A 15,920-nucleotide genomic window follows, 5' to 3' on the forward strand; every position below is an offset into this window, starting at 1 on the left:
ACGGCGGAATCCGCCGCCTAGAGATGCACGTGCAGCCGCCTCGCCGCCTCGGAAATGGAACCGGTCAGCGACGGGTACACCGTGAACGTGTTGGCGATATCGTCCACGTGGAGTTTTTGGCTGACCGCCAACGCGATGGGGAAGATCAGTTCGGAAGCCCGCGGGGCCACCACCACTCCCCCGATAACCGTGCCGGACCCGCGCCGGGCAATGATTTTCACGAAGCCGTCGGAGACGTTCATCATCTTGGCCCGCGCATTCGTGTTGAGCGAGAGTTTGATGATGTCGCCCTGATACTTTCCGGCGGCAATTTCCTCCTCGGTCACCCCGACGGTGGCGATCTCCGGGCTGGTGAAGATATTGGACGCCACCTGCTTGAGCTTCAGCGGCTTGACGTAGTCGCCCAGCAGGTGGGCCACGGCGATGCGGCCTTGCATCGCGGCCACCGAGGCCAAAGCGAGGACGCCGGTGCAGTCGCCGGCAGCATAGATGTTCGATGCGGTGGTGCGCGAGACGCCGTCCACCTTGATGTGGCCGCTCTCGGTCAGGGCAACCCCGGCTTCTTCGAGTCCAATGCCGGCGGTGTTGGGAACGCCGCCCACGGCCAGCAGGCAGTGCGACCCCTCGACCACCCGGCCGTCGGCCAAGGTGACCAGCACGCCGTCGTCCGTTCGTTCCACGCTGGCGGCGCGGGACTTGGACAGCACGGTCATGCCGCTGCGGGCGAAAACGTCCTCGAGCACCTCGGCGGCGTCGGCGTCTTCGCCCGGCAGCACCCGGTCCCGCGAGGAGACCAGGGTGACTTTGGTGCCAAGCATCCGGTAGGCGGAGGCGAACTCCGCTCCGGTCACGCCCGAACCGACCACGATCAGGTGCTCCGGGATCTCGGTCAGGTTGTAGACCTGGGTCCAGTTGAAGATGCGTTCACCGTCCGGCTTGGCCGTGGACAGTTCGCGGGGCGTGGCGCCGGTGGCCACCAGGATGGCATCCGCTGCGACCGTCTCGGTCCCGGTGTCGGTCGACACGGCGATGGTGTGCGGGCCGGAGAGCTTGCCTTCGCCCAGGATGACGCGCACCCCGGCACGTTCCAACCCGTGGTGGATGTCCGCCGACTGGCTCTCGGCCAGCTTCAGCAGGCGGTCGTTGACCGTGCGCAGGTCGGCGTAGGCAGCCTTGGAGTCCTCGTCGAAGCGCACCCCGAGGTCATGGGCACTCGCGACCCGGCGCATGGCATCGGCGGTCGCGATCAGGGTCTTGGACGGCACCACATCGGTCAGCACGGCTGAACCGCCGAGACCCTTCCGTTCGATGATGGTCACCTTGGCGCCGAGCGAGTTGGCCACCATGGCCGCCTCATACCCGCCGGGGCCCCCGCCCAGGATCGCCAGACGCGGGGCACTGAAATCTATTTGGCTAGTCACGGACTTCATTCTGTCGCATGCCCCGCAACGCCTCAACCTGCCGGCGCCGCGTGCAGCAGGCGGCCGCCGCCCCGCACCGCGCCGGGGACATCCCCAATGCAGGGAACGACGACGGCGATGCCCGCCTGACGCTTTCAGCAGCAGTTCGCCAGCGGGTAGGTTAGGGGCTGTGACTACAGACCCCTTTGAACTGGCCGCCGAGGCAGCCGCTTTCCTCGCCCGGCAGACCGGTGTTGCCGCCCATGATGTTGCGCTCGTGCTCGGCTCCGGCTGGGGCGAAGCCGCCGACCTCGTCGGCGAAACCACCCACTCGATTCCGGCCGCGGACATTCCCGGGTTCTCCGCCCCCGCCGTCGAGGGCCATGTCGGCACCATCCGCTCCGTCCGGACGCCCGACGGCAAGCGCGTGCTGGTCCTCGGCGCCCGCACCCACTACTACGAGGGCAAGGGCGTGCGCGCGGTCGTCCACGGGGTCCGGACGGCCGCGGCGGCAGGGTGCAAGACGCTGGTGCTGACCAACGGCTGCGGCGGACTGAACCCGGCCTGGGCGCCGGGGACGCCGGTGCTGATCAACGACCACCTTAACCTCACCGCTGCCTCCCCACTGGAAGGCGCAACCTTCGTTGACCTGACCGACCTCTATTCGGTACGGCTGCGCACCTTGGCGCGGGAGGTGGATCCCAGCCTGGACGAAGGCGTGTACGCACAGTTCCCCGGCCCCCACTACGAGACTCCGGCCGAGGTGCAGTACGCCAAGCGGATCGGCGCCGACCTGGTCGGCATGTCCACGGCGTTGGAGGCCATCGCCGCCCGCCACGCCGGTATGGAGGTTTTCGGTATCTCCCTGGTGACCAACCTGGCCGCCGGCATCAGCGAGACCCCGCTCAGCCACACCGAGGTCCTGGAAGCGGGCCGGGCCGCGGGGCCGCGGATCTCGCGGCTGTTGGCCGGAATTGTCGCCAAACTGTGAACGGGAGCGACATGACCGCAATGCCCGACGAGTTGAAGGCCGCCGCCGAAGCCTGGCTGCAGGCCGACCCGGACGCGCAGACCCGCCGGGAATTGCAAGACCTGTTGGCAGCGGCCGGCGGCAGCGCCCCGGACGCCCCCGCGGTGCGGGCCGAGCTCGCGGACAGGTTCTCCGGAACCCTGGCCTTCGGTACTGCCGGGCTGCGGGCAGCGCTCGGCGCGGGCCCCCTCCGGATGAACCGGGTGGTGGTGCGCCGGACCGCAGCCGGGCTGGCCCGTTTCCTGCTGGACACCGCCGACGGCGCCTATGCGCCGCGTGTGGTGGTCGGTTTCGATGCACGCCGGAACTCGGATGTCTTTGCCGCCGAATCCGCCGCCATCTTCACCGCCGCCGGCATCGAAACGTTCCTGATGCCTTCCGCCCTGCCAACACCGGTGCTGGCGTACGCCGTCAGGGCGCTGGGCTGCGAAGCGGGCGTGATGGTCACCGCCAGCCATAATCCCGCGCACGACAACGGGTACAAGGTGTATCTGGGCGGACGTGCCGTGGACGAAGGCGGCCGCGGAGCGCAGATTGTGGCACCCTACGACGCCGAGATCGCCGCCCGGATTGATTACACCCCGCCGCTGGAATCCATCCGGCTGGCCGAGGAAGGCTGGAACGTCCTGCCGGACGGTATCGCCGACGACTACATTGCGGCGGTCACCGCGCTGGCCGACCCACGCCTGTTCCCGCAGCGGGACCTGAAGATCGTGCTCACACCGATGCACGGCGTCGGCGGAGCCACCATGAGGGCGGTCTTTGAGCAGGCCGGATTCACCGCCGTGATGCTGGTTGCCGCCCAGGCAGAGCCCGATCCCGATTTTCCGACCGTGGCCTTCCCCAACCCGGAGGAAGCCGGAGCGATCGACTTGGCCTTGGAAACGGCAGCGGAAATCGACGCGGACCTGGTAATCGCCAATGACCCCGACGCGGACCGCGCGGCGCTGGCTGCCAAGGATCCGATAACCGGCGCCTGGAGGATGCTTCGCGGCGACGAGGCCGGTGCCCTGCTCGGAGCGCACATGGCGGCACGTTTCGAAGGCCAGGACCGGCTGCGCACGGACCAGGACGCCTCCACGGATCCGATCCATGCACGGGCGGGCGAGAGCGCGGCTGCATCCCGGGTCTTCGCCAACTCGATCGTGTCTTCCCGGCTGCTGGGCAAGATCGCGGCCGATGCAGGGATAGCCCACGTGGAGACACTGACCGGCTTCAAGTGGATTTCCCGCGTCCCCGGCCTAACCTACGGGTATGAAGAGGCCCTGGGTTATTGCGTGGCACCCCATCTGGTCCGGGACAAGGACGGGATGTCCGCCGCCCTGCTGCTCGCAGAGCTCGCCGCCGACGTCAAAGCCGCGGGCCGGACGGTCTTCGACGTCCTCGATGAACTCGCGCTGAAGCACGGGCTCCACGCAACGGACCAGCTGAGCATCAGGGTGGACAACCTTGCCTTGATGGGAACGATGATGTACCGGCTCCGGGAGCGGCCGCCGTCGTTGCTGGCCGGCTCCCCGGTGGTGACCAGCACGGACTTGTCCATCGGCAGCGAAGCCTTGCCGCCGACCGACGGGCTGCTGTTTCTAGGCCAGGACGATACCCGCGTCATCGTGCGGCCGAGCGGCACGGAACCCAAGCTCAAATGCTATCTGGAGGTCATCCGTCCGGTCGCCGGCGCGGACCGGCTGGCGGAGGAACGCTTGGAAGCGGCCCGGCTGCTGGAGGCCATCAAAACCGACATCCGCACCACCCTCGGGGTGCCCGGATAGCCGGTGCGGGTCTCCGGAATTCGTCAACGGCCAGCATTCCTCCAAAGCGGCCGAGCTGTGCCAGAACGGCCTTACGCGACGGGCCTGTGTCGACTTTCGGCCGCCCTGGAGCCGGCCCGGGAACCCCGGCCCTGTTCATCGGCAGGGATCAAGGCCCTCCCCCGGGTACCCGGACCACCAACACAGCCGCTCCGCCAGCGTTCCTTCGGAGGGGCGGTATCCACAACCGGCAAGGAGGCGGGCGACGCTTTCATGCCGTTGGCCAAGACTGGTGCCATGGCTCGTGCAGTTCTCGACTCTCGGCTGGCAGCGCTCTGGCCGCAGCAGTATGAGGTCCTGACTTCCCAAGAACTCCGACAGTACGGTGCCGGCGAGCGCTTGATCCGTGATGCTGTTCGTCACGGTGCTTTGATCCGCATTCGGCATGGTGCGTATGTCCTGGGCTCGCGGTGGATTGCCAGCAATTCCAGGCGACGGAATCTGCTCCGCATTCAGGCCCATGCCCTGGTGACTGGTCCTGCCGGAACCTACAGCCACGCCTCCGCTGCGCGCCTGCATGGGCTGCATGTCTGGGATGTTCCGGCAACTGTTCATCTCACCCAGCCATTCCGCCCAACCAGGCACACCAGAAGCCCGGACGTCAGCCCGCACCACTCGGTCTTGCCACCCGGTGAAGTCACGGTACTGCGTGGTCCGTGCGGCGAGCCGGTGCCCGTCACCAGCTTGGAACGGACAGTTGTGGACTGTGCCAGGACCATGCAGCTTGACCGGGCTGCCATCATCGGCGATCACGCCCTTCGTAGCGGCGCGGTCCGCGAGCGGATTAACGAGATCCTCGATTCGATGCCGGGCTCTCGGGGAGTCCGCCGCGCCCGAACTGCCGTGGCCTTGCTTGATGGCCGGGCCGAGTCGCCGGGAGAAACCCGCACCAGGCTGTTGCTTAGCACGTTCGGTATTCCGATGCCCGTGCCGCAGGTTGAACTAACCACGAGGCTGGGCAAGCACCGCGTCGACTTCGCATGGGAGGACCTCATGCTGATTTTGGAATTCGATGGCCGGAGCAAATACTTCGACTACAGGCCTACGGAACAGGTACTGCTTGAGGAACGACAGCGAGAGAACGCCTTATCGGAAATCCACTGGAACTTCATCCGTGTGGACTGGGCGCAGCTAGGCCGGCCTCACGAATTCCGGGGCCGGATCGCCGAAGCCATGGTACGCGCCGCCAGCAGAACGGCCGCCCTGAAAAATCGTCCTCCGGCCGCCGGACGGGACGCGCCCCACCCCGGCCCGGGATGATGTGGCAGGGCGAGGCACACACATCGGAGCATCGACCGTGCCAGCGCCTAACAGACACCCTGACCGGGGGCGAAACCTCCAGTGATTCATCACCTTCGGCACCTTTTCGGCACGGGCACCATGTGGGACGATGCAGCCATGGGCATCGAAGAACAGCTGCCCCATTCCGCAGGGACGAGGCATCAAAGCCCTGAGGAGGAACCGGCGCACAAGGCCTCGGAAGAGCACATTCCTGCCGACGACGCCCGGGCCATCGCGCGCCGCCGGCAGGAAGCCGAGGAGAAGCTCGAGGAGCACCGCCGTGCGGCCGAGAAAGAGGGCCATTCCACCGGTGGCACTCACTGACCACTGGCCGGTCCCGCAACGCCCCGCGGCGGCCGTCCAAGACGGCGTGCGCCGCTCCTGTCGACGCCTGTCCGGTATGCGAGGATAGAAGTTCCTTCGAACCCAGCAGATGAAAGGGATGGCCATGTCTGAAGACATCACATCCGGATCCGCTCCGAGCGCGACCTATCACGATCCGACGTCGATCGCTTCGGTCATCGACCACACCCTGCTGAAGCCGGAAGCTTCCCGCGAAGACATCCTCACGGTCTGCCGGGAGGCGGTTGAGTACCGCTTTGCCGCCGTGTGCACGAATCCTGTCTGGACGGCCTTGGTGCACAGCACGCTCAAGGGGTCCGGGGTCAAGACCTGCGCGGTCGTCGGCTTCCCGTTCGGTGCCACTCCCACCGATGTGAAGGTGCACGAGGCCCGCGGCGCCACCCTGGACGGCGCCGACGAGGTCGACATGGTGATTAACATCGCCGCGGCCCGGGCGAACGACCGCGCCGCGATCACCGAGGACATCGCGGCGGTGGCCGAAGCCGTCCACGCCGGCGGCGCCATTCTCAAAGTCATCCTGGAGACCCATTTCCTGACAGACGAGCAAAAGCGGATGGTCTGCGAAGCCTCCGCCGAGGCCGGAGCGGACTTCGTCAAGACTTCCACCGGGTTCAGCGGGGGCGGAGCCACCGTCGAGGACATCGCCCTCATGCGGGACGCCGTCGGGACGCGCCTGGGAGTGAAGGCCTCCGGCGGCGTGCGCTCCGTCGACGACGCGCGCGCCATGCTCCGGGCCGGCGCAACACGAATTGGCGCCAGCTCATCAGTGGCTATTGTTAAAGGTGAGCAAGCCGCCGGCGGCTACTGACGCCGCATCGCACTATTGAGGAGAAACACCCCATGGCCCACCCCAAGCAGCGCACCCACTCGGGCGAGGGACACCTGGTCAGCAATTTGATCACCTTCGCGGTCATCATGCTGATCTTCTTCGGTTCCCTGTACGCCTTCAGCCTGGAGCCGGTCATCGGCGCCATCCCGGCCTTCGGCATCGGCCTCGGCCTGTTCACGCTGGCGTTCTTCATTCCCAAGCAGTTCATGGGCCGTTCCGACACGCACCACAACGCCTGACGTTTTCGGGTTTCCCCGGGCGCTCAGCCAGGGGGCAGGCAGGTCCTGTCCCCCGTGCTGGGCGCCGGCGTCTTTAAGGGCCGACGGCGCGCTCAGGGCCCCCTTGTCCCCGGGAGGGCCCCTTGGCGGGCAGCACCGCGCGGGCGTGTACACTGGCACACGGTGTGACGGGAAGCCTGGTCGTCGATTGATTCAACGAGCCCACAGGGCTTGGCAACCGTCAGGAGTCTGCATGGCCGCCCCCTCTCCCCAGGACAAAAAAACCATCCTTGGCCGGGGCAGCTATCCGGAATTCGTCCGCATCAGCGAATTGATGCGCAAAGAGACCGTCGGCGGCATCCTGCTGCTGATCGCCACCGTCGCAGCACTCGTCTGGGCCAACTCGCCCGCCGCCGGCAGCTACTTCGCCATCCGCGACTTCACGATCGGCTTCGAGTCACTCCATCTCAACCTCAGCATCGGCCACTGGGCATCCGACGGCCTGCTGGCAATCTTCTTCTTCCTGACCGGCCTGGAGCTCAAGCGCGAGTTCGTGGCAGGCGACCTGCGCTCACCCGGCCGGGCCATTGTCCCAATCGCCGCCGCCTTCGGCGGCGTCGCCGTACCCGCCCTGATCTTTGTTTTCGTCAACCTGGGCGCAGGACCGGAAGCAATGCGCGGCTGGGCCATCCCGACGGCCACGGATATTGCCTTCGCGGTGGCCGTACTGGCCGTGATCAGTTCGCACCTGCCCGGCGCACTGCGCATTTTCATCTTGACCCTGGCCGTGATGGACGACTTGATCGCCATCGCCATCATCGCGTTCTTCTACTCCTCCGACGTGCAGGTGCCGTACCTGCTGTGGATGCTGCTGCCGCTGGCTGCCTTCGCGTTCCTGACGCACAGATTCGCCAGGTTCTTCGCCAGGCACCACCTGGCAGCCTGGGTCATTCTGCTCCCGCTGGGCATCATCGCGTGGGGGCTGATGCATTCCTCCGGCGTACACGCAACTGTGGCCGGCGTGCTGCTGGGCTTCCTGGTCCCCGTGCTGCGCAGCAAAAAGGACGGCGGCCCCGACGCCGGCCCCGGACTGGCCGAGCAGCTGGAGCACCGTTTCCGTCCGCTCTCCACGGGGTTTGCGGTGCCGGTGTTCGCGTTCTTCGCCGCCGGCGTCGCTCTCGGGGGCTGGGAGGGCATCAGCCGGACCTTTACCGACACGGTAGCGATTGGCATTGTCGCCGCCCTGGTGATCGGCAAGCCGCTGGGCATCATGCTCACCACCTGGCTGCTGACCAAGTCCACCAAGGCCAGCCTGGACCCGTCGCTGAAGTGGATCGACGTGTTTGGCGTGGCCGTACTGGCCGGCGTGGGTTTCACCGTTTCACTGCTGGTCAACGATCTGAGCTTCCCGCTCGGATCCGACCACCACGACCATGCGAAAGTAGCCGTCCTGGCCGGCTCACTGGCCTCGGCGCTGCTGGCGGCCGTCATCCTGCGCGCCCGCAACCGGCATTACCGCGCACTCGAAGAGCTGGAAACCGCGGATGCCGACCAAGACGGCACTCCCGACGTGTACCAACAGGACCGGCACGCGGCGGACTGACCCGCCAACCGGGGGCGCAGTACCCCAACACACCACCGCTGCGACTCGCGTCACAGACCGCATCGTTCCTCGGTGCGGGGCAGCACGCGTGCCATACTGAACCAGTCATGGCCAGCCCGGCTCCGGCAACGCAACCGACAACGAGGGCTGCCCGGAGTAGGGGGACCTTCGATCATGTCTGCCGCACCAAGCCCACTGTTGTCGTGGCAGACCGGACGCCGACAGTTCCATGAGCTGCCCCTGCGCGCACGCGTGTTCCTGAGCCATCTGCCGCTCTGCGTTTCCGTGACGCTGACCGCGGTGATAGCCGCGGTATTCTTTCCGGAACTGCTGGCCAACGCGCAATTCACCGGCGGACTCATCGGCATTGCCGTGTTGTGGATCCTCGGCGCCGCCATCCCCTGGGACCGGCTGCCTTATCCGTCGTACTGGGTTATCCCGCTGCTGGACTTCGTCGCCATCGGGGCCCTTCACCACGGCGGCGGGACGGTACTCTCCGGCGTCGGCCTGTTGGCGGTCTTCCCGGTGTTCTGGATGGCCTGGTCGGAAATCGCCCCCGCCGCCGCGCGCATCGTCAGCTTCGCCGCACCGCTGCTCATCGTCTGGATTCCGGTGTTCACCGGTCCGGAGCCGGTAACGCCGGAAACCCTGTTTGGGCCGATCCTGGTCCCCATCGTGACCTTGGCAGTCTCCATCACGGCGTCCGTTTTCTCGTTGAGCATGACGGCACAGCAGCAAGCCCTGGCCCGCAAAGACCGCGAGCTGCGGGCCCTGCTGGAGGAAAGCAAGGTACATGTGCGCCGGCTGGACACCGTCCTGAACGCCGTCGCGGTCGGGGTGCTTGTCACCGACGCCGAGGGCCGTGACATCCTGAGCAACGTGCAACAGGAGCGGGACCGCTTGGTGGCCATGCCCCAAGGCATCGACAATCCGGACGAGGCCGATTTGCTGGTCTTCGAAGCGGACCGGACGACCCCGGTAGTCCCGGAAGACCGCCCCATCCGCCGTGCCGTCCAGGGTGAGTCTTTTTCCGACCGGCTGGTGTGGATCGGTGACGGAGAAAGGCAACGCGCCATGTTGTGCACGGCGCGCCCCATGCAGAATGACCTCGGCCAGTTCGACGGCACCGTGATGGCCTTCAGCGACGTCACCGACCTGGTCAATGCGCTGACGGTGAAGGAAGAGTTCGTCGCCAGCGTCTCGCACGAGCTCCGCACCCCCCTGACGTCCATCATGGGCTACCTGGACCTCGCGCTCGAGGACGCCGACCAGCTGCCGCAACACGTCACCGCTTCCCTCGACATCGCCATGCGCAATTCCGAACGCCTCCTGCAACTGGTGGAAGACCTGCTCTTCACTGCCTCCGGAACGCTGAGCGTCGAGCCCCGCCGCACGGTGTTGGCCGACCTCGTCGCCACCAGCGTTGCGTCGGCCATGCCGAGGGCGGAACACGCGGGCGTGGACCTGGCCATCGATGCCGCCGACGGGCTGGAAGCGGAGATCGATCCCAACCGGATGGGACAGGTGCTGGACAACTTGCTCTCCAATGCCATCAAGTATTCGCCCGACGGCGGCCGGGTCACGGTGCGGACCCTGGCGGCCGACGGCGCCGTCAGGCTGGAGGTCAGCGACACCGGCATGGGCATGTCGGAAGCCGATCAGGCCGAAGTCTTCACCAAGTTCTTCCGGACCAGTTCCGTCCGGCAAGCGGCCATCCCCGGGCTGGGGTTGGGGCTGGCCATCAGCAAGTCGATCGTGGAAGCACACGGCGGCACACTGACCTTCACGAGCACCTTGGGAGCGGGCACGACATTCAGCGTTTCGGTTCCGCAGCGCAGCGAACAGGGAGGCCGTCCGGAGACGGCCTCCCTGGGCCAACTGCTGCCGTAGGGCACAGCGCCGGTCCGGTGGGTTAGCGAACGGCCTGCGGCCACGGCGGAGAGGAAGACCGATGCGGCTTCGCACGTCCCGGGAGGGGACCCGCCTGCTGCTGTCCCTGCTGTTGGGCGGCTACGCCCTCCTCGTCGCCGTCGCCGTGTTGTGGCCTACTCCGGTGGATGCCGGCGCGAACAGCACTATCCTGGCGGTTCTCGCGGCTCTGCATGAAGCAGGCGCGCCACGCTGGATCGACTACAACCTGGTCGAATCCGGGGCCAACGTTTTGATGTTCGTGCCGCTGGGCCTGTTGGCCGCCCTCCTTATCCCGGCCGGTCTGCGCTGGTTGACGCCGGCCGGAGCCCTCTTGCTCTCCGGCGCCATCGAGTGGGCGCAGCAGTCGTTCCTGCCCGGCCGCTATGCCGCGCTGCAGGACGTCTGGACAAACACCCTTGGCGCAGCCCTCGGCACCGTGCTGGCCTATGCGTGGCTGGAACACCGGCAAAACCGGCAGCGGTAACGCGCTAAAGTCGAAGTAGTCTCTACTCAAGGCACGTGTAAAGGACCACCATGCGAATTTCCGTCATCGGCTGCGGCTATTTGGGCGCCGTGCATGCCGCGGCCATGGCCAAGCTCGGACATGACGTGGTGGGTATCGACGTGGATGAACGCAAGGTCGCCGAACTGCAGGCCGGCCGCGCCCCGTTCTTCGAGCCGGGCCTGCCGGAACTGCTCGCCGAGGTCCAGCAGACCGGCCGGCTGACGTTCAGCACGGAGATGGCCGACGCGGCCGGAGCCGCCGTGCACTTCGTGTGCGTGGGCACCCCGCAGCGCAAGGGCGAGAACGCCGCCGACTTGCGTTACGTGGATGCTGCTTTCACGTCCCTGGCCGTGCATCTGCGTCCCGGCGATGTGGTGGTCGGCAAGTCCACCGTGCCGGTGGGAACAGCATCACGGCTTGCAGAGGAAATCCTGGCGACCGCCCCGGGTGCCATCCTGGCGTGGAACCCGGAATTTCTGCGCGAAGGCCACGCCGTCAAGGACACGCTGACCCCGGACCGCTTTGTCTACGGTGTACCTCTGGGCGCTCCCGGTGAAGCCGCCACGGCGGCCATGGACCAGGTCTACGCGACGCCGCTGGCCGACGGCACACCGCGGCTGGTGGTCGACTATGCCACCGCCGAACTGGTCAAAGCCGCGGCAAACTCGTTCCTGGCCACGAAGATTTCCTTCATCAACGCCATGGCGGAAGTTTGCGAAGCCGCCGGGGCTGATGTCACCGCCCTGGCGGACGCCATCGGCATGGACGAGCGGATCGGGCGCAAGTTCCTCAACGCCGGCGTCGGCTTCGGCGGCGGCTGCCTGCCCAAGGACATCCGCGCCTTCATGGCCCGGGCGGGCGAACTCGGGGCGGACCAGGCCCTGACATTTCTGCGTGAGGTGGATGCCATCAATATGCGCCGCCGCACGCGCGTGGTGGAACTGACCCGAGAGCTCTGCGGCGGGTCGCTGATCGGCAAGCGCATTACAGTGCTCGGTGCCGCGTTCAAACCGCAGTCCGACGACGTCCGTGATTCACCCGCGCTGTCTGTTGCCGCCCAACTGCAGCTGCAGGGCGCCACGGTCACCGTCACCGACCCGGAGGCCCTGGCCAACGCCAAGCAGCGTTTCCCGGAACTTAGCTATGAACCGGATACCAAGACGGCGATCGCCCGCGCCCACGCGCTGGTGCTGGTGACCGAGTGGAAAGAATACCGCGAGTTGGATCCGGTCGTCGTCGGAAGCGTGGTAGACGAAAAGAACATCCTGGACGGACGCAACGTGCTGGACCCGGCAGCGTGGCGCCAAGCGGGATGGACCTTCAAGGGCGTCGGCCGCCCCTAGGTTTTTCCCAAGTTTGGCCTTCCAGAATGGGCCCGTACAGCCAAGCTGTGCGGGCCCATGGTCGTATTCGTTGACAGTGGTCCCAAACAGGAGCATGTTAGGTGAATGGCCAGCGCTTGAAGCCGGCGACCCTGTTCATTCACGGGTCCGTGCAGCCTTGGCCGATGGGGGGACGTTGCATGATGGCTCGGAGGGGTTTTGCCTTGGTTGCGGCCGCGCTCTTGGGCGTGTCCGGCTTGGCGCTGCCTGTCGCTCCGGCCGTCGCAGCCCCCAATCCCGGCGGGCACGTCTTCGAGCCCGGCTCCGCCACCCTGCATGACGAGTATTTCCCTGACGCCGGCAACGGCGGCTACCAGGTGGCCCACTATCGACTGGACTTGCTGTATGACCCGCCCACGGATCGGCTGGACGGCACCGCCACGATCACGGCGCAGGCCAAGCAAAACCTGTCGGAGTTCAGCTTGGACCTGGATGGTCTGGACGTCGATTCCGTCAGCGTCGACGGGCGGGACGCACGCTTTGCCCGGACCGGAACCAAGCTCGCCGTCACCCCCACCCGGGGCGTACCGGACGGCGACCGCTTCACCGTGGTGGTGGCGTACTCCGGTACCCCCCAAACCCTCGCCCTACCCGGCCCCGCCGGGTTCATCCATACCGACGACGGCGCTCTCGTCACCGGCCATCCGGAGAGTGCGCCAACCTGGTTTCCGGTGAACAACCATCCCAGCGACCGTGCCGGCTACACCTTCAACATCTCGGTGCCCAACGGCTGGCAGGCGGTGGCCAACGGCTTGCAGGACGGAAGGGAAGCCGAGTCCGGCCGCACCGTCTACACATGGAAGGCTGACGAGCCGCTGTCGCCGCATTTGGCGACCATCGCCGTCGGGCATTTTGACCTGTCGGAGCACACCGAGGACGGCATCAGCTACGTGGACGCGATGGATCCGGCGCTGAAGGAGGTGGTGGTCCCGCGCAACGGCGACGGGCTTGCCTGGTCACAGAGCGACAATGCGAGCTACAAGCGGCTCACCCGCACGGTCAGTGTCCCCCCATCCGGCGGTGAGCTCTCGTTTTGGATGCTGCGGGACACGGAGTCCGGTTGGGACTATGCCTTCGTGGAGGCGCGCACGCCCGACGGCAACGATTGGACCACGCTGAAGGACGACACCGGACTCGCGGACGACGAAACGGGCAATTCTTGCCCGGCGTGGCATCACGTGCACCCCTTCCTGAAGCACTACCAAACGGACGACGGCGGCGGTTCCTGCAGTGCAGAAGGCGCCACCGGTCAATGGTGGGCGGCCACCGGTGCCAGTGACGGCTGGGAGCACTGGAAGTTCGACCTGGCCGACTACGCCGGCGAAGATGTGGAGCTGTCCATCACCTACGCCAGCGACATCACCGGGCAGAACGACGGCGTGTTCGTGGAGGACATCCAGGTGCCGGGAGGGGAAGGGTCCACGTCCTTCGACAGCGACGGCGACCGCTGGGACGGCTGGGAAGCGCAGCGTGCACCGGACGGCAGTCCGGAGAACGCCAACGGCTGGACGGCCGGGTCCGCCGCTCCTCCTTCGCAGGGGTACAAGATCCAGCAGTCGCTGGACAAGCAGCCCCACATCATAGAATTCCTGTCTACCGTGTTCGGCAAGTACCCGCTGAAGAGCGCCGGCGGAATCATTGACCGTTCCGAGAACCTTGGTTTTGCCCTTCAGATGCAAGGCCGTCCCGTCTATCCCATGGACGGCTTCTACGATGAGGCCAGCGGAAATGCCATGATCGTCCGGGAATTGGCGCATCAGTGGACCGACTCGCAATTGCCTCCGCCGCGGTGGCGGGACAGCTGGCTCAACCAGGGCATGGCGACGTATGCCCAGTGGCTTTGGAACGAACAGCAAGACCTGGGCAGCACCGATGATACGTTCGATTTCTACGCCGGCATCGCGGCCGACGACGACTTCTGGCAAGTACGGGTGTCGGATCCGGGCGTCGATCAGCTTTTCGCGGGCAATGTCCAGACCCGGGCCGCCATGGCGCTGCACGCCCTGCGGGATGAAGTTGGCGACAGAGACTTTTTCAGGCTTTTGAAGATCTGGGTCCGGGACGGATCAGGCAATCCGGGCGATTTCCAAAAGCTGGCCGAGGACATCACGGGCAAGGATCTGGCCGCACTCTTCAAGACCTATGTGTCGACGGCTGGGAAACCGGGGGTCCTGTAGCAGCAGGGTGCCGCGCAGGCGGGGCGCCGCGCAGGCGGGGGCGGGAGTTACCCGTCAGCGACTCCACTCAACGGCTAGCGGTCTTCGCCGAGGACCCGCAGGCCTTCGCGGTAGGCATCTGCCGTCAGCTCGCCGCGCGCGAACCTTTGGTCAAGGATCTGTCGGGCCGTGCTCCGCCGATGCGACTGTTGTACTTGGCCTGCTGCCGCTGCCAAAGCATCTTCGACTTCGCGCGGTCTCAGCCCCATGAACGCACGTATCACCAGGACCGCCAGCAACGCCACAATCGCCAACAGCAGCAGTCCAAACAGCCATGCCAAGCCCATATCTACCATGATGAAAGCACCCCTTCGATCACGACGGAACGATGGCTTCTCTACTCCGTTCCCCTAGGGTCAGGATACGCGTCCGTTCCGACAACCAACAGGGACGGGTCCACCGATCCGCCGCCTGTCTTCAGGGTTTTTGGCAGGACGGCCTCCCGAAGTCCGGAGGCCTTCCTACTCCGGCGGAGCAGCCTCATGGAGTGTCGTGCCCCATGGGAAATACTTCAGGGTCTTGTAGACCGGATCGCCGGCAACAGTTCCGCTCATCGGCTGGATCCGCACGCGGTAGTCTGCAAAGAAGTCCCCGCCGGTCCGGGAGAACGGCAGCTCAAAGTCCGCGCCGGTCGCCTGCACCGTCGTTTCAGCGCCCCAGCCGTTGGCTGCGAGCAGGGACACGTCGTAGGAGGTGGTGCCGGCCGATTCGTTCCAGCTGAAGGACACGTACCTGCGGTCGCTGGCGGGCGCACTGACGGTTTGCTTCACGCTCGTCAACGGCCCCAAAGGCGGATGCTGTTTGGCGTCGTAGTAGCAGTTTTCCACGTTCGAATGCTGGTATTCGTACGCCAAGTAGGCAGCATCGCCGGCGATAGCACCGTTCATCGGCTGGATGCGCAAGCTGTACTGCGTGTAATAGGGTGCTTTTGTCCCGGCCCCGTTGAGGGGATTGCCAAGCCGGTCGGAAGGAACCCGGGGCATGCTGAATGTGACCGATTCGCCTTTCACCTCGGCCGCGTGGTTGTAACGCGGATCATCTGGGGTGAGCGTGACGATGTAGTGCGTGAAGTTCGAGGCGCGGCTCCAACTGAAGGTGACGTCGACCTTATCGCGGTTCACCAACTCCGCCTTGGTTTTCCCCACCACGCATTGCGCGGACTTCCGTCCCGGCCCTATGGGGCGGGGCTTCAAGTGGGCGCCGGCCGCAACGCGGGTTCCGCCGGATCCCGACGGCGGGCCTTGCACCGGGCCCACCGTAACGTTCAGGGTTGCTGTAGCCGTCTGCTTCCATTTGGCGGCAGCGACGGGCACGCCAGCGCCGAGCAGAATGACCAGGAAAAATGCCACCAAGGCCGGCGTGAAACCGGGCAGT

At 66.2% G+C, this 15,920-nt stretch carries 15 protein-coding genes; 12 read left to right on the forward strand and 3 right to left on the reverse strand.

The annotated features are described in order from the left end of the window. Positions 1-17: 17 nt before the first annotated feature. Positions 18-1,421, reverse strand: a complete 1,404-nt coding sequence (locus tag AC5RUK_RS12870) for an NAD(P)H-quinone dehydrogenase (protein ID WP_494152387.1) — start codon at positions 1,419-1,421, stop codon at positions 18-20. Between the two features lie 17 nt (positions 1,422-1,438). On the opposite strand from AC5RUK_RS12870, the gene AC5RUK_RS12875 reads away from it, so the two are divergent. From AC5RUK_RS12875 to AC5RUK_RS12930, 12 genes are all read left to right on the forward strand, one after another. Beyond that, positions 1,439-1,585 (forward strand): hypothetical protein, encoded by a 147-nt coding sequence (locus tag AC5RUK_RS12875; RefSeq protein WP_494152388.1) that lies wholly within the window; start codon positions 1,439-1,441, stop codon positions 1,583-1,585. Positions 1,586-1,590: 5 nt separating this feature from the next. After that, positions 1,591-2,391: a purine-nucleoside phosphorylase gene (locus AC5RUK_RS12880; protein ID WP_494152389.1), complete on the forward strand. Its 801-nt coding sequence runs from the start codon at positions 1,591-1,593 to the stop codon at positions 2,389-2,391. 11 nt (positions 2,392-2,402) lie between these two features. Next, positions 2,403-4,199, forward strand: coding sequence for a phospho-sugar mutase (locus tag AC5RUK_RS12885; protein ID WP_494152390.1), 1,797 nt, complete (start codon positions 2,403-2,405; stop codon positions 4,197-4,199). Between the two features lie 252 nt (positions 4,200-4,451). Next, a complete protein-coding gene (locus AC5RUK_RS12890; protein ID WP_494152391.1) occupies positions 4,452-5,498 on the forward strand; it encodes a type IV toxin-antitoxin system AbiEi family antitoxin domain-containing protein in 1,047 nt (348 codons plus the stop codon). 81 nt (positions 5,499-5,579) lie between these two features. After that, positions 5,580-5,843 carry a hypothetical protein gene (locus tag AC5RUK_RS12895; RefSeq protein WP_494152392.1) on the forward strand — a complete coding sequence of 88 codons (264 nt, stop codon included), beginning with the start codon at positions 5,580-5,582 and terminating at the stop codon, positions 5,841-5,843. Between the two features lie 124 nt (positions 5,844-5,967). Next, positions 5,968-6,690, forward strand: coding sequence for a deoxyribose-phosphate aldolase (gene deoC / locus AC5RUK_RS12900; RefSeq protein ID WP_494152393.1), 723 nt, complete (start codon positions 5,968-5,970; stop codon positions 6,688-6,690). A gap of 32 nt (positions 6,691-6,722) precedes the next feature. Next, positions 6,723-6,950, forward strand: a complete 228-nt coding sequence (locus AC5RUK_RS12905) for a hypothetical protein (RefSeq protein ID WP_493988027.1) — start codon at positions 6,723-6,725, stop codon at positions 6,948-6,950. A gap of 232 nt (positions 6,951-7,182) precedes the next feature. Continuing rightward, positions 7,183-8,532: a Na+/H+ antiporter NhaA gene (gene nhaA, locus AC5RUK_RS12910; RefSeq protein WP_494152394.1), complete on the forward strand. Its 1,350-nt coding sequence runs from the start codon at positions 7,183-7,185 to the stop codon at positions 8,530-8,532. Positions 8,533-8,706: 174 nt separating this feature from the next. After that, positions 8,707-10,422 (forward strand): sensor histidine kinase, encoded by a 1,716-nt coding sequence (locus tag AC5RUK_RS12915; RefSeq protein ID WP_494152395.1) that lies wholly within the window; start codon positions 8,707-8,709, stop codon positions 10,420-10,422. 61 nt (positions 10,423-10,483) lie between these two features. Then, positions 10,484-10,927, forward strand: coding sequence for a VanZ family protein (locus tag AC5RUK_RS12920; RefSeq protein WP_494152396.1), 444 nt, complete (start codon positions 10,484-10,486; stop codon positions 10,925-10,927). 50 nt (positions 10,928-10,977) lie between these two features. Then, positions 10,978-12,291: a UDP-glucose dehydrogenase family protein gene (locus tag AC5RUK_RS12925; RefSeq protein WP_494152397.1), complete on the forward strand. Its 1,314-nt coding sequence runs from the start codon at positions 10,978-10,980 to the stop codon at positions 12,289-12,291. Between the two features lie 179 nt (positions 12,292-12,470). Continuing rightward, the gene (locus AC5RUK_RS12930; protein WP_494152398.1) at positions 12,471-14,507 is read left to right on the forward strand and encodes a M1 family aminopeptidase; all 2,037 of its coding nucleotides are present in this window, start codon (positions 12,471-12,473) and stop codon (positions 14,505-14,507) included. A 74-nt stretch (positions 14,508-14,581) separates the two neighbouring features. Here AC5RUK_RS12930 and AC5RUK_RS12935 read toward each other — a convergent pair whose 3' ends face one another. After that, on the reverse strand, positions 14,582-14,833 hold the full coding sequence (locus AC5RUK_RS12935; protein ID WP_493988020.1) for an SHOCT domain-containing protein: 252 nt from the start codon (positions 14,831-14,833) through the stop codon (positions 14,582-14,584). Between the two features lie 174 nt (positions 14,834-15,007). Next, positions 15,008-15,895, reverse strand: coding sequence for a hypothetical protein (locus AC5RUK_RS12940; RefSeq protein WP_494152399.1), 888 nt, complete (start codon positions 15,893-15,895; stop codon positions 15,008-15,010). Positions 15,896-15,920 lie beyond the last annotated feature (25 nt).

It is taken from the genome of Arthrobacter sp. Y3223065, assembly GCF_059090885.1.

What these genes read in the sequence shown, in the direction of transcription:
- AC5RUK_RS12890 (WP_494152391.1), top strand. Translation starts at nt 4,452, where the DNA reads ATGCCGTTGGCCAAGACTGGTGCCATGGCTCGTGCAGTTCTCGACTCT.
- deoC (WP_494152393.1), top strand. Translation starts at nt 5,968, where the DNA reads ATGTCTGAAGACATCACATCCGGATCCGCTCCGAGCGCGACCTATCAC.
- AC5RUK_RS12885 (WP_494152390.1), top strand. Translation starts at nt 2,403, where the DNA reads ATGACCGCAATGCCCGACGAGTTGAAGGCCGCCGCCGAAGCCTGGCTG.
- AC5RUK_RS12875 (WP_494152388.1), top strand. Translation starts at nt 1,439, where the DNA reads ATGCCCCGCAACGCCTCAACCTGCCGGCGCCGCGTGCAGCAGGCGGCC.
- AC5RUK_RS12925 (WP_494152397.1), top strand. Translation starts at nt 10,978, where the DNA reads ATGCGAATTTCCGTCATCGGCTGCGGCTATTTGGGCGCCGTGCATGCC.
- nhaA (WP_494152394.1), top strand. Translation starts at nt 7,183, where the DNA reads ATGGCCGCCCCCTCTCCCCAGGACAAAAAAACCATCCTTGGCCGGGGC.
- AC5RUK_RS12915 (WP_494152395.1), top strand. Translation starts at nt 8,707, where the DNA reads ATGTCTGCCGCACCAAGCCCACTGTTGTCGTGGCAGACCGGACGCCGA.
- AC5RUK_RS12920 (WP_494152396.1), top strand. Translation starts at nt 10,484, where the DNA reads ATGCGGCTTCGCACGTCCCGGGAGGGGACCCGCCTGCTGCTGTCCCTG.
- AC5RUK_RS12905 (WP_493988027.1), top strand. Translation starts at nt 6,723, where the DNA reads ATGGCCCACCCCAAGCAGCGCACCCACTCGGGCGAGGGACACCTGGTC.
- AC5RUK_RS12930 (WP_494152398.1), top strand. Translation starts at nt 12,471, where the DNA reads ATGATGGCTCGGAGGGGTTTTGCCTTGGTTGCGGCCGCGCTCTTGGGC.
- AC5RUK_RS12935 (WP_493988020.1), bottom strand. Translation starts at nt 14,833, where the DNA reads ATGGGCTTGGCATGGCTGTTTGGACTGCTGCTGTTGGCGATTGTGGCG.